This window comes from Escherichia sp. TW14182 (genome assembly GCF_000208525.1).
Classification (GTDB): domain Bacteria; phylum Pseudomonadota; class Gammaproteobacteria; order Enterobacterales; family Enterobacteriaceae; genus Escherichia; species Escherichia ruysiae.
This window is the reverse complement of sequence record NZ_AEJZ01000159.1, coordinates 1-14530: the sequence shown is the minus strand read 5'-3', so window position 1 is coordinate 14530 and position 14530 is coordinate 1. Positions and strand designations below refer to the sequence as shown.

The following is a 14530-nucleotide window of genomic DNA, read 5'->3' as shown; positions in this document are numbered from 1 at the left end:
ATAAGATGAAAATTAGCGTGAAATATAATTTTTGGTGATGTGAATAAAGCGGCTATTTAGCCGCTTTATTGGTTTTTTGAGGGCGAGGAAATTAGTTTATCGCCGCGTCAGTGAGTGCGTCTGCAAGGTGCAGTTGGGTTTGTTTGGCTTTATGGAGACGATATTTAATTTCCGAACATATATCCAGCATTAAATTAACAGTAGTTATCCATTTTTGTTGAATAGAAATTTCTGGAACAATAATTTGTATTTCTTCGACAATTTTTTTGCTAATTTTCGGCATTGTTCCAGATGTTCCTGTCATTCTGTCCCACATAAAGTTACGAACGAGAGGCGATGATAACCAAATCGAAGCATATTCAGGTAGTAGATTATCATTTGTTCGTATTTTCATCATGAGATCTGGATAAATAATATTTTTGTAATCTTCATTAATTAGCACGTTACAACCGACAAAGTTTGCAGAATTTCCCCGTTGAATTAAAATGTCACCTTTTTTAAGAAAAAGATGACTATCTTTTTCTATATCGACATCTACAAACTTTGTTTCATTCAAATTTAATTGTCCATAAGATGTCGCTCCAAGTTTTAAGACTTTTAATTGTGTTTCTTTTTTGGATTCAACAGGAGAAAGTCCATTTTTTGGCCCAAATGAAAGATATGTTCTAAGTTTTTTATAATCTGCATTATTCGTATTATTTAGCAACTTACCCATTACGGCCAGTTGAAGAATGGTCTGTTTTAACGCATCCACGCTGGCTTCGGTGGTAAATAGGGTGTCGAAATGCTCGCTAATACGCGCCCAGTTTTCAGCCAGTTCCTCTGCGTTTTGGCTGTCTGTAAGCGTTCCTAACAGTGTTTCAACCAGTTGCTGATGTGCGTCCAGGCTGGTCAAGGATTGCTGTTCCAGTTGGTCGCAGAGGGACATTAATTCATTGATTTTTATAATTATTCTATTTTGTTCTTTATGCGATAGTACAGGAAGTAGTTTGGCTGCAATATCAGATTTATTGAAACCATCTTGTGCAGAACGTGAAACTCCAGAAAATAAACTTTGACCTAGCGGGCTTTTCAGTAACCAGAAAAGAAAACTAGTAACGTAAAGATTAAGTGAATTGTCTATTTTTATTAGAGCTACGTTATATGCTCCATCTTTTCCCCAAAATACCTTACCAACAGATGCACCGTAACGACCAATTAGTATATCTTTTGAAGTACAGAATTTTGAAGCTTTGTCTGCAGGAATATATATAGGTTGGGGAGAATCACCCAAATCTCTAATTTGAATTAATTGAACGTACCCTTCTTTTGATTCTTCAATGAAATAAGATTTTGGTGGTTGACTACCGCCACTAAAGTCTAGGACTGTTTCAAACCGCACCCACTCCCATCCCTCCGGCAATTCAAATGGCTTCTCTTCCTCGCTAATTTCCGGCAGTGATTTTTGCTTTTTAATTTTGCCTTGCTTCACCAGCTCTGCTTTTTCCGCCGCAATACGCTTCAGCAGCTCCGACGCGGGTTCATCATTCGGATCCTGCGGCACCAGTTTACCGCGCACCGCCAGTTCCAGAATCAGCTCACGTAATTTCTTAATGCCATACAAATCAATTTTACCGGAACTGCCGCGCCCGGCGGTGGAACGGGTTTGCAACGCCGAGGTCCAGGTTTCCATATGATCAACGATCAGCTTTTCCACACTCATCAGTGAACCTCCTTGCCAGACAGCGCAGCGCCAAGAATATCGCGAAGTTGATTACGCAGCGTCTGGATCTCCGCCTGCTGTTTTGCATACTGCACTAACAGTTCGTCCGGATCATGGCTGACGGTTTCCGCCTGATGTGGGTTTTTAATATCCAGATTGAAGTTACGCGCAATGACATCATCAATGCTGACTTTCCAAGCCTGCTCATTCTCGACGCGGCTGGCAAAACCATCAGCCTCGTTGCCCCACCAGTCGATCTCCGCCTGAAACTCTTCAAACTTCATCGGCTTGGTTTTGCTGTAGTTTTTCACGCCCGCCGGATACGGATGTTCATAGAACCAAATCTCTTTGGTTGGTTGACCTTTGGTAAAGAACAACAGGTTGGTTTTAATGCCGGTATAGGGATTAAACACACCATTCGGTAAACGCACGATGGTATGCAGGTTGCACTCTTCGGTAAGTAGCTTTTTGATTTTGGTTTTAACGCCTTCGCCAAATAGCGTGCCATCCGGCAATACCACCGCCGCACGACCGTTTTTCGCCAGTACTTCCACAATCAGTTGCAGGAACAGATCCGCCGTTTCGCGGGTTTGCATCTCTGCCGGAAAGTTCTTCTCAATACCGTCTTCTTCCGTGCCACCAAACGGCGGGTTGGTAACAATGACATCCAGTTGCTCATCCCAGGAGGAAAGCGGTTTGTTCAGGGTGTTGTCGTGACGAATTTGTACCGGTACTTCAATGCCGTGCAGCAGCATATTGGTGGTCGCCAGCAGGTGCGGAAGCTGTTTTTTCTCAACACCGTGGATCTGTTGTTGCAGCGTCTGATGATCGGCGACGCTCTTCACGTATTTGTTCTTTACATGATCGAACGCGCAGGCAAGAAAACCACCCGTACCGCAGGCCGGGTCCATAATGGATTCGCCGAGTTTCGGATCAACGCGATCCACCATAAAGCGAGTGACGGCGCGTGGAGTATAGAATTCGCCCGCATTGCCCGCAGATTGCAGATCTTTAAGGATCTGTTCGTAAATATCACCAAACAGATGGCGTTCGCTGGCGCTGGTAAAGTCAATTTCGTTCAGCTTGTTGATCACCTGACGCAGTAGCGTACCGTTTTTCATATAGTTATAGGCATCGCTGAACGCCTGCTTCACCACGTAGCCGCGTGGGTTTTTATCGATAGGCGCAGTGAGGTTTTTCAACGCCGGGAACAGATCATCATTAACGAATTCCAGCAGGGAATCACCGGTAATGCCCTGAGCGTTTGCGGCCCAACTGCGCCATAAATAACGCTGTGGGATCGGATATTGATAGTTATCCTGCTCCAGTTCCAGCGCCTCTTCCTGGGCATCGAAGATTTTCAAAAACAGCAGCCAGGAGAGCTGACCGAGACGCTGCGCATCGCCGTCCACACCGGCATCTTTGCGCATAATATCTTGTAATGATTTGATTACTGAACTGATAGACATGTTGTATTCCATGAAAAACAAGGCCTTCTGCAACATGATGGTTGCAGAAGGCGCAAAAGAGAGTTGTTAAGCAGAGCGGGGCGGTAATTGGTAGATTTCGTTTTCCAGCTCGCTGAGCGCCTGATTATACCCGTTACGGTCGCCAAATCCGGTTTTAATAATCTCCGGTAAGGTGCCCATGCTGTCGAATGGTTTAAGTTTCAGCACCTGAATACTTTCGATCTCCTGTACGCCCGCATCGGCGTATTTATCCAGCAGATTATCGAGCACGGCTTGCGCTGCTTCAGAGTATTTTGTGAAGTAGTTCCGCTTGCGCACGTTCTCGGCGCGCTCTTTGCGGGTTAACGGCGGCTGACCATACACTACGTGGCAAAGCATGTCGAACGGGTCGAGATCTTTACCGACTTCTTCTGCCAGCACTTCCCAGATGATCCCCTGTTGCTCCAGCTCGTGAATGATCGCTTCTTTGCGATCGGCGTCCTGCCACTTGCGGGTAAAGTCATCCAGCGAGGCATATTCTTTGAGCAGTGTTTTACGGGTGTAATCTTTAAAGGATTCGGTAACCAGTTTTCCGTCGGCATCGTAATACTGAACGCGCTGTGCAATAACGCCCACCGCCACGCCATTGACGTGAAACTTGCGGATTTTCTTCTCGTCTTCTTCCGGAAGTGGGCCAACATCATCGGTATCGGTAACCTGGTATGGCGGCGCAGGCGGTTCATCAACGCCTGTCACCTGCTCTTCGTCATGTTCGCTGATTTCTTCGAGTTTCTCTTCAAAATCAGATTCTGGATCGGCGATATCCTCTAGTGTGGTATCCATGACTTTTTCGGGAATGCCATCGAAACGCTCATCGGCAAACAGTTCGGTGGCTTTTTTAAAGTCGAGGATGGTAAACCAGAGTTTGCCGTAACGTTCGTCGATGCGTGTACCACGACCGATAATCTGCTTGAATTTGGTCATCGACTGGATGTTCTGATCCAGTACTACCAGTTTGCAGGTTTTAGCATCCACACCGGTGGTCATCAGCTCTGAAGTGGTCGCGATAACCGGGTACGGTTTTTTCGGGTTGATGAAGTTATCCAACTGAGCTTTGCCAATTTCATCATCACCGGTAATTTTCATGACGTATTTGTCGTTCTTTTTCACCTGCTCCGGGTTGAGATTAACCAGGGCGCGGCGCATACGTTCTGCATGATCGATGTCGTTACAGAAGACGATGGTTTTATCCATCGGGTTGGTGCGCTTGAGGTAGTCGGTAATGGTTCTGGCAACCAGTTCTGTGCGTTCGTCGATTACCATTGTGCGATCGAAATCTTTCTGGTTATAGATACGATCGTCGATCACTTCGCCGTTTAAGTCAGTTTGCCCTTTGGTTGGGCGCCAGCCTTGCAGATCAACATCAATATCAACACGGACAACTTTATAAGGGGCGAGGAAGCCGTCTTCGATCCCTTCTTTTAGCGAGTAGACGTAAACCGGATCGCCGAAGTAATCCGTGCTGGAGACTTCATGGGTCTCTTTTGGCGTGGCGGTTAAGCCAATTTGGGTGGCGGAGCTGAAATAATCAAGGATCTCTCGCCAGGCGCTGTCTTCGGATGCGCTGCCGCGATGGCATTCGTCGATCACGATCAGATCGAAGAAATCTGGTGCGACTTGTTTAAACGCTTTTTGGTCTTCCTCCGGGCCAGTTATAGCCTGATAGAGTGCGAGGTGTATTTCATAAGCGGGATCAATGGTGCGCCCGCTGACTTTGGTCATTGCCGTACCAAATGGCTGGAAATCATTATTTTTGGTTTGGTCGACCAGAATGTTGCGATCGGCAAGGAACAGAATGCGTTTTTTATTTTTTGATTTCCACAGGCGCCAGATGATCTGGAATGCGGTATAGGTTTTCCCTGTTCCGGTCGCCATTACCAGCAGAACACGGTTTTGCCCGTTGGAGACGGCTTCTATGGTTTTGTTGATTGCCTGAAGCTGGTAATAACGTGGCGATTTACCGCTGCCATCGTCGTAATAGTCCTGAGTAATCACCGGAAGCTGAGCTTGTGTGTATCCTTTCCAGAGGCAGAATTTTTGCCAGAGTTCAGCGGGGGAGGGGAAGTCATCCAGCGTTATTTGCTTTTCAAGGCATTCACCTTCGGCTGCGGTAGCATCGCGGAAGATAAAGCCATCACCGTTGGTGGCAAAAACAAAAGGAACGTCCAGCAGGCGCGCGTATTCAATGCCTTGTTGCATCCCTTTGCCAATTTCATGTTTGTTGGCTTTTGCTTCAATCACGGCTAAGGGAATGCCTGGTTTGTGATACAGCACGATGTCAGCAGATTTTACCGTTCTGCGTGCCGCAACTTTACCACGTACGATGACTTTACCGTCCCGGAGTTTGACCTCCTGTCTGATTTGCGTTGTGTTGTCCCAGCCTGCATTGAGAATGGCTGGCATAACGCATTTGGTAATGATGTCTGCTTCCGTCAGGTTACTTAGGTTCAGTTCCGCCATGGGGTGTTCTCGCTTTTATCAGGACGATTCTGATTGTACATAAAATCAATAGGCTGGCTATGACTTAGGGCGGTGTTTCAACGTGAAGTACGTAACAGAGATCTCTGTTATACCTTGCTTGAATTAATCTGGGTATATCAGAGCCAGATAAACAGAAGTTACAGGAACCGTATCATCTCTAACAAAATATATAAAAATCTTATAGTTGCGTTTCTTTCGAGCAGGAAAGATAATGTTATTGTTGATTGTTTAATTGAGTATACAAAATGGAAGCTAAAGAATGTAAGGTGCAGGATATCCTTACTGAAAACAAAAAGTTTATTATTCCTTCTTATCAGCGTCCTTACAGTTGGACGGTAGATAATGCAGAGCAACTCATTGATGACATTTATAAAAGCTCTCAATCAGAAGAGAATGAATATTTTATTGGGAGTATGATTTGTATCAATAAAGGGCAAAATCAGTATGAAGTTGTAGATGGGCAACAACGTCTTACAACGTTAAGCATTATTGTCTCTGAGCTAAAAAAAATCATCCCGATTCAGGGGATAAAAGATGATTTGCAAAAAAGAGTTCTGCCTATTGATGTTTATTCTGATGAAACAGATGAACCAAGACTAATTGTAAGAAAAAAAGAGTATGACCTTTATAAATATTACATACTGCAGGATTCGAAAGATTATAAACCTGAAAAACCATCGGATACTGAGTTAGTATTCATTAGCAACGCTGAAACAATTAGAGATTATTTGTTGCGATTATCTGTTGATGAGTTGAAGTTGCTTGCTAAATATATTTTGCAAAATGTATATATCGTATTTGTGCAAACAGATGATTTCGCATCATCATTTAGACTCTTTAATGTATTAAATAGTCGTGGTTTACCTTTAAGTAATGCAGACCTTTTAAAAAATGCATTGTTTGAATCAGCTTCTACGCATAATAAAAAATCAGAGCAAATAGAATCAGCATGGTCGCAAATTGAAGATATGGTTGGAGTGAGACGGCTTGATAAATTTCTTACTCTTCATAAGCTTTCCGAGAAAAAAGATCGTGACAGGGTGTTACAAAAAGGTTTTGAAGCTTTTATTGAAAATCTCCAACAGCAATTTGATGGAGATGCTATTGCTATGTCACTGATGTTGGTTAATTCTGCAAAAAATTATACTAAGATATTAGAGAATGATTTTGAACATCCTTCAATACGACGAAAAATTGCATCGCTAAGTAATTTAGGGGTAGATGAGTGGATTCCTCCGGTTATGGCATTCATGAATCGGATGGCTCGTACAGAAGATTTTAATTTGGATGATTTTTCGCAATTTATTACAGCCTTTGAGAAGGTGTATATGCATGGGTGGTTAAAGAAACAAATTAAAAGCCAAAGAGAAATGGTTTGTTATTCAGCTCTGGTCGCAATAAATAATGATATGCCTTTTGATTCTGTGATAAATCAGATAAACCAACATGCAGATAATTCAGGTTTTATAGCTGCTCTGGATGAAGATTTATATGAGCCTCGTCCGAATCAAGTGAACTTAATAAAAGCAATTTTGCTTCGCTTAGATATGGAGCAACAAGATGAGAGTGTGATTAAAACCTATACAGGGCGAATCACAATTGAGCATATTCTTCCCCAAGCATTAGTTAATGAATACTGGATTAATAGATTCCAACCTCAAGAGCATGTCTACTGGTTGCATAAAATAGGTAATTTGACACTCATAAGTGGCTCCAAAAATTCTGAAGCACAACACTATGATTTTATCAAAAAGAAATCTATTTATGAGAAACTTAATAGTAAAAGCTCTTTTGATTTAACAAAAGATGTTTGTAATTCTTCAGAATGGGGATTGGCTGAACTGAAAATGAGACATGAAAAAATGAAAACGCAATTGAAGAAGCTTTGGTTGGTCTGACATATCTAAAGAGTTCCACACGTAATAATGTTGCGGTGGAACTCTCGAAAAGTTGATCTTTCTCGAACTTACTTCCTCAACCCCGCAAACGCCGCCCTTATCTCTTCCTCTGGCAGCTGAATCCCGATAAACACCATCGTGCTATGCGGTTTTTCATCGCCCCACGGGCGATCCCAGTCGGCGCTGTAGAGGCGCTGGACGCCCTGGAACAGCAGGCGGTTAGGTTCGCCGTCAATCCATAGCATCCCTTTGTAACGCAGTAGTTTATCCGCCGACTCCAGCAGCAGGTTTTCCATAACGCGGGAAACTTCGCTGATATCTACCGGGTAGTCCAGTTCCACCACAATCGACGAAATATCGTTTTGTTTATCCGCGATAAAGTGGAAACGTGGCTTGGTGCTGACGACGTTCTCTTCCAGCATAAAACCGTTGGTGTTGAACAGCAGGCCCAGGTCGATGTCGCCGTGGGTGACGGTGTAGACCGGTGCGCGGGCGTTGATGCGCGCCAGACGTTCACGCAGTTTTTCTGCTTCGCCAGCGACGTCGGTTTTGGTCAGCAGAATACGGTCAGCGTAGCCAACCTGTGACTGGGCGATGGTGAACTGGTTCATCTGCTCATCGGCATGTACCGCATCCACCAGCGCAATCACGCCGTCCAGCAGGTAACGCTGGCATAAAATCTCATGGGAGAAAAAGGTCTGAATAATCGGGCCGGGATCGGCCATGCCGGTGCATTCAATCACCAGACGGTCGAACTGAATATTGCCCTTGTCGAGATTATCCAGCAGGTCGAGTAGCGCGTCTTCCAGCTCGTTGGAGCGCGAACAGCAGATGCAGCCGTTGGTCAGCGTTTTGATCTGCGTGGCGCGGTCGCCAATTAATTGATCGTCAACGGAGACTTCGCCGAATTCGTTTTCAATCACGGCAATCTTGTAGCCGTGTTGTTCGTTAAGAATATGGCGCAGCAGGGTGGTTTTGCCCGCGCCTAAAAAACCGGTGAGTAGGGTAACTGCAATCGGGTTCATGCTCTCTCCATTAACAACAGCGCATACCGCCTTTACCATCGCCGCCGTAGCGTGCGTTCTGGCGTTCGCGGAAGAATTCTTCATAGCTCATGTACGGCTTGTCGGGATGGTTGGTCTTCATATGCTCGACGTAGTTGTCGTAGTCTGGAATGCCAATCAACATCTTCGCCGCCTGGCCGAGATATTTTTTTGCCTGTCCTAAGTTACCAAACATAGTTCACTCTGATAAGAACAAAGCCCCGCCGAAGCGGGGCTAAACACGGTTAGTGGTGCGAAGAGATCTTCACGCCGCCTTCCGGGATTGGAACGTACGGCGTTTCTTTGTCAGTACGTTTGTCGCTGTTACGCACCTTCAGCCAGGTTTTGAAACCGTAGAAGATGATGCTGTACACCACAATCAGGAACAGAATACTCAGACCCGCGTTGGTGTAGTTGTTCACAACGATGTGGTTCATGTTGGCAATCTGCTGCGCCGTCAGGTCAGTACCGTTAGCAATCTTCTCTTTGTACTGGCTTGCCATGTAGAAGAAGCCTTCCATCTGCGGGTTGGTGCTGAACAGTTTCAGACCCAGCGCCCAGGTGGTGCAGATAAGCAGCCATACCGCCGGAACAACAGTTACCCAGATGTATTGGGTGCGCTTCATCTTAATCAGCACAACGGTGCCCAGAACCAGTGCCACGGCTGCCAGCATCTGGTTGGAGATACCGAACAGCGGCCACAGGCTCTTAACGCCGCCCAGCGGATCGACCACGCCCTGATACAGCAGGTAGCCCCACAGACCCACACAGCCCGCAGTACCGATGATACCGGCAACCAGAGAGTCGGTTTTTTTCAGGAACGGGATGAAGTTGCCCAGCAGGTCTTGCAGCATAAAGCGGCCAGAACGCGTACCGGCATCCAGTGCGGTCAGGATGAACAGTGCTTCGAACAGAATACCGAAGTGATACCAGAAGCCCATGTCAGCCATCGGCAGCACTTTGTGGAACACGTGCGCGATACCTACCGCCAGCGTCGGCGCACCACCTGCACGGTTCAGGACAGAAGGTTCACCAATGTCTTTCGCGGTTTGCAGGATCTGCTCTGGCGAAATCACGAAGCCCCAGGAGCTGACGGTTGCTGCCGCGTGTGCGGTAACGTCTTTCAGCTGCGCCATGATGATCGGCGCGTTCTCGCCCCCCATTTCATGCAGGTTAGGCATGGTGATGCCGAGACCCGCAGGCGGGGTATTCATCGCGAAGTAAAGACCCGGTTCGATGATGGACGCAGCAACCAGCGCCATAATCGCCACGAAGGACTCCATCAGCATTGCGCCGTAGCCAATGAAACGCGCGTCGGTTTCGTTAGCCAGCAGTTTCGGCGTCGTACCGGAAGAGATCAGTGCGTGGAAGCCAGATACCGCACCACAGGCGATGGTGATGAACAGGAACGGGAACAGAGCGCCTTTCCACAGCGGGCCAGTACCGTCAATGTACTGGGTCATCGCAGGCATTTTCAGTTCCGGGTTCAGTACCACGATACCCAGCGCCAGGCCGACGATAACGCCAATTTTCAGGAAGGTTGCCAGATAGTCGCGCGGTGCGAGGATCAGCCACACCGGCAGCAGTGCGGAAACAAACGCATAGCCTATCAGCGCGAAGGTAATGGTGGTGTCTTTAAAGGTCAGTGCCGGACCCCAGTACGGATCGTGAGCAATCACGCCACCGAAGTAGATAGAGGCAACCAGCAGCACGATACCAATGACAGAGACTTCACCCACACGCCCCGGACGGATAAAGCGCATGTAGATACCCATAAACAGCGCAATCGGTACGGTTGAGCAAACAGTGAAGACACCCCACGGACTTTCGGCCAGGGCTTTAACCACAATCAGCGCCAGGACGGCAAGGATGATGATCATGATTAAGAAACAGCCAAACAGCGCGATAGTCCCCGGTACTGGCCCCATCTCTTCTTTAATCATCTCACCGAGAGATGCGCCGTTACGGCGAGAGGAGATAAACAGCACCATAAAGTCCTGAACCGCACCGGCCAGCACCACCCCCGCCAGCAGCCACAGCGTACCTGGCAGGTAGCCCATCTGCGCGGCGAGAACCGGACCAACCAGCGGACCGGCACCGGCGATAGCGGCGAAGTGGTGACCAAACAACACGTAACGGTTGGTCGGAACGTAGTTCAGACCGTCGTTGTTAATAACCGCAGGCGTCGCGCGCGTGGGGTCGAGTTTCATCACTTTCTGGGCGATGTATAGGCTGTAGTAGCGATAAGCCACCAGATACACCGACACAGAGGCGACCACGATCCATAGGGCGCTGACGTGCTCCCCCCGACGTAATGCAACTACCGCGAGGCAGAATGCACCGATGATTCCAAGAATCACCCAGGGTATGTGCTTGAATATCTTTTTAGTATCCATAGTAAAACCTGGCATGTATTGATTAATAGTTGGCCGAAGCCGTTCTAGGTTTGCGTTGCGTTTGAGGAGGTAAATTGACCGCTATCCTGCAGTGATGTTGCCAGAGTTACGCGCGCGTAAAGTAAGGTAAATAACTGAGTGGTTAAATTAGGGACGTAAGCGGTCAGTTTTGCGGTTGAGCGGTATTGAGCAAGGTTTATGAAGGCTATTTATGTGATATTGATCACAACCGAAGCGATTTTTAGCCCTCAGTTGTGTTACTCATATAAAAATTATATTCATGCTATATATATTAAAACCCCATTTCCTCACTGATAATATTATTTTGGCCAATAATATTAATCTATTGGCAAATATCCTCACGTTCAAAATAGATACAGCTAATGTGAAAAATAAGAAAGAAAAATATATCAATACGTGGTTATTGTATTTTTGAACAAAAATAAAAAAGTGAGGTAAATTTAATCAATTTCAGGTCGCTACCTATAAAGTTTTCTCATTCCAGGCCGAAAATTCTGCTATCGGTCAACAGGAAAAGAGAAACCATGTTAAAACGTATCAGGATCGTGACCAGCTTACTGCTGGTTTTGGCCGTTTTCGGCCTTTTGCAACTGACATCAGGCAGCCTGTTCTTTAACGCTTTAAAAAAGGACAAAGAAAATCTCTCCGTCTTACAAACCATTCGCCAGCAGCAATCTACGCTAAATGGCAGTTGGGTTGCGTTGTTGCAGACGCGTAACACCCTCAACCGTGCGGGTATCCGCTACATGATGGATCAGAACAATATTGGCAGCGGTTCAACCGTCGCCGAGCTGATGCAGAGTGCCACTATTTCGTTGAAACACGCGGAAAAAGACTGGGCAGATTACGAAGCACTACCGCGTAACTTGCATCAGAGCACAGCGGCTGCTACGGAGATCAAACGTAATTACGATATCTATCACAATGCACTGGCGGAGCTGATCCAGTTGTTAGGGGCGGGCAAAATCAACGAGTTTTTTGACCAACCTACTCAGGGATATCAGGACGGTTTCGAGAAGCAGTATATGGCGTACATGCAGCAAAACGATCGTCTCTATGACATCGCCGTCGCTGATAATAATGCTGCCTTTAACCAGGCAATGTGGGTGCTGGCGGGTGTTCTGATCGTCGTACTGGCGGTCATCTTCGTCGTCTGGTTTGGTATTAAAACGTCGCTGGTAGCGCCGATGAATCGCCTGATCGACAACATTCGTCATATTGCTGGCGGCGATCTGGTGAAACCGATCGAGGTAGATGGCTCCAATGAAGTGGGGCAACTGGCAGAGAGTTTGCGCCATATGCAAAGTGAACTGGTACGTACCGTGGGTGATGTGCGTAATGGTGCAAATGCCATCTATAGCGGAGCCAGCGAAATCGCTACCGGTAATAACGATCTCTCTTCACGCACTGAGCAGCAAGCCGCTTCGTTAGAAGAGACGGCAGCCAGCATGGAGCAATTGACTGCGACAGTGAAACAGAATGCCGAGAACGCGCGACAGGCAAGCCATCTGGCGTTAAGTGCTTCCGAAACGGCACAACGTGGCGGTAATGTGGTCGATAGCGTGGTACAAACTATGCGCGATATCTCTACCAGTTCGCAGAAAATCGCCGATATTATCAGCGTTATCGACGGTATTGCTTTCCAGACTAATATTCTGGCCTTGAATGCGGCGGTCGAAGCAGCGCGTGCGGGTGAACAAGGGCGTGGTTTTGCGGTGGTCGCGGGAGAAGTGCGTAATCTGGCTCAGCGTAGCGCCCAGGCGGCGCGTGAAATTAAAAGTCTGATTGAAGATTCGGTTGGCAAAGTGGATGTCGGATCGACACTCGTCGAAAGCGCCGGGGAAACTATGGCGGAGATTGTCAGCGCCGTGACCCGCGTGACCGATATCATGGGCGAAATAGCCTCCGCTTCTGATGAGCAGAGTCGCGGTATCGATCAGGTTGGTTTAGCGGTTGTTGAGATGGACCGGGTAACGCAACAGAACGCTGCGCTGGTGGAAGAGTCAGCCGCTGCTGCTGCCGCGCTGGAAGAGCAGGCCAGCCGCCTGACTGAAGCTGTGGCTGTATTTCGTATTCAGCAAGAGCAACAGCGTCAGCGCGAAGCGTTGGCGGTAAAAACGGTGACGCCGGTTGTGCCGCGTAAAGCGGTAGTGGCTGATGGCGGGGATAACTGGGAAACGTTTTAATTGCCACAAAAAATGCCCGATAAGCGATGACTTATCGGGCAAGGGGAGATTACTCTTTATGCGGATCGCTAATGGGTTGATGTACCATGAAGATGTACGCCAGCGCGCCTGCTGCGGTGACGCAACCGCAGATGAGCAGCGCCAGACGGAATGAGTGAGTGGTATCGACAATAAAACCGGTAATAATCGGTGCTAATGAGGCACACATGAAGCTGGCAAAGTTCTGGATACTGCCCACTGACGCAGCCATGCGAGAAGCGACCGCTACGTGAACCAGCCCCCAGCAGGAGGTTCCAGCAAAGTGAAGGCAGAACAGCGCCATGCCAATCAGCAGAACCGCACTCATGGGGGTTGTCGCTTGTGGTACTACCAGAGTAAAGGCGGCTGAAATGAACATCCCGGTAACAATACAGAGCTTACGGTTCTTAATCGGCTTCATCCCGCCTTTGACCAGCCAGTCGGTCACATATCCGTTGAGTAGCATCCCGATCCCACCAAACAGGAAAGGTATTGCTGCCATCAAGCCCGTGCTTTTTAAATCCAGGTGATAGACTGTTTGCAGGTAACCTGGCAACCAGGCAATGTACAACCACCCCGCATAGTTCATACCACTGAAACCGAGCATCATTCCCCACATTGTGCGGTTACGAAACAGGCTGCGCCATTCGGCAAAAGTGAGTGGGTCGCGGCGGGTATTGACGCTACCGGCGTTGAGATAGGTTTGTTCAGCGGCGGTCAGCACCACCTGCTCGCGGTTGCGATAGAACATAAACCAGGCGATGGCGAGAAAAATGCCCAGTAAGCCGATGGTTATAAACATCCCACGCCAGCCGATGGCCAGCATTATCGCCGCCAGAATCGGCGGGCTTATGGCAATACCAATGACGGAGGCCGCGTTGAAAAAGCCCATCGGGCGTCCACGTTCTTTGATGTTGTACCAGTCGTTAATCACTTTAACACCGCACGGGTTCATGGGAGCCTCACCGATCCCCATACCTATGCGCATCAGCACGAACTGCGCCAGGCTGTGCACCATGCCAGACATTGCCTGAAACAGCGACCAGACGATCATCCCTAGCCCCAGCATCAGGCGTGGGCCTTTGCGGTCCAGCAGTATGCCTGCGGGCAATTGCGCAATCCCGTAAGAGAGCGAGAACACGGAGAGTAAAGCGCCCATCTCGGTGGCGTTTAACCCCAGCTCTCCACGAATAGTTACATTTGCTACCGACAGCGAACTGCGATCGAGAAAATTTATTACCGCAGCAATGGTAGTGACTCCAACTTACTGATAGTGT

The 14530-nt window shown here is 47.7% G+C and carries 8 protein-coding genes and 1 pseudogene; 2 read left to right on the top strand and 7 right to left on the bottom strand.

The window, feature by feature from the left end; all coding sequences use genetic code 11:
- Positions 1–91: 91 nt before the first annotated feature.
- The 3 genes from EQY_RS0114010 to hsdR form a co-directional block, all read right to left on the bottom strand.
- Positions 92–1702 carry a restriction endonuclease subunit S gene (locus EQY_RS0114010; protein WP_000110092.1) on the bottom strand — a complete coding sequence of 537 codons (1611 nt, stop codon included), beginning with the start codon at positions 1700–1702 and terminating at the stop codon, positions 92–94.
- Positions 1702–3171 carry an N-6 DNA methylase gene (locus EQY_RS0114005; protein WP_024212575.1) on the bottom strand — a complete coding sequence of 490 codons (1470 nt, stop codon included), beginning with the start codon at positions 3169–3171 and terminating at the stop codon, positions 1702–1704. The genes EQY_RS0114010 and EQY_RS0114005 overlap by 1 nt, the downstream gene beginning before the upstream one ends.
- Before the next feature lie 66 nt (positions 3172–3237).
- Positions 3238–5670, bottom strand: a complete 2433-nt coding sequence (gene hsdR / locus EQY_RS0114000; RefSeq protein ID WP_000819017.1) for an EcoAI/FtnUII family type I restriction enzme subunit R — start codon at positions 5668–5670, stop codon at positions 3238–3240.
- 266 nt (positions 5671–5936) lie between these two features.
- On the opposite strand from hsdR, the gene EQY_RS0113995 reads away from it, so the two are divergent.
- A complete protein-coding gene (locus tag EQY_RS0113995) occupies positions 5937–7589 on the top strand; it encodes a DUF262 domain-containing protein (protein ID WP_000387532.1) in 1653 nt (550 codons plus the stop codon).
- A 68-nt stretch (positions 7590–7657) separates the two neighbouring features.
- On the opposite strand, the gene yjiA is transcribed toward EQY_RS0113995, so the two are convergent.
- Genes yjiA through btsT form a run of 3 tightly spaced genes read right to left on the bottom strand, consistent with a single transcriptional unit; the run spans position 7658 to position 11028 of the window.
- Entirely contained in the window at positions 7658–8614 is a 957-nt protein-coding gene (gene yjiA, locus EQY_RS0113990; protein ID WP_001297640.1) for a GTPase, read from the bottom strand.
- A gap of 10 nt (positions 8615–8624) precedes the next feature.
- Positions 8625–8828, bottom strand: a complete 204-nt coding sequence (locus tag EQY_RS0113985) for a YbdD/YjiX family protein (RefSeq protein WP_000467859.1) — start codon at positions 8826–8828, stop codon at positions 8625–8627.
- 49 nt (positions 8829–8877) lie between these two features.
- Positions 8878–11028, bottom strand: coding sequence for a pyruvate/proton symporter BtsT (gene btsT / locus EQY_RS0113980; protein WP_001314407.1), 2151 nt, complete (start codon positions 11026–11028; stop codon positions 8878–8880).
- A gap of 545 nt (positions 11029–11573) precedes the next feature.
- Here btsT and tsr point away from each other — a divergent pair.
- Positions 11574–13235 carry a methyl-accepting chemotaxis protein gene (tsr, locus tag EQY_RS0113970; RefSeq protein WP_000919636.1) on the top strand — a complete coding sequence of 554 codons (1662 nt, stop codon included), beginning with the start codon at positions 11574–11576 and terminating at the stop codon, positions 13233–13235.
- 49 nt (positions 13236–13284) lie between these two features.
- Here the strand turns inward: tsr and EQY_RS0113965 are convergent.
- Positions 13285–14499: pseudogene (locus EQY_RS0113965) on the bottom strand (MFS transporter); the annotation flags it as partial.
- Between the last annotated feature and the right edge of the window lie 31 nt (positions 14500–14530).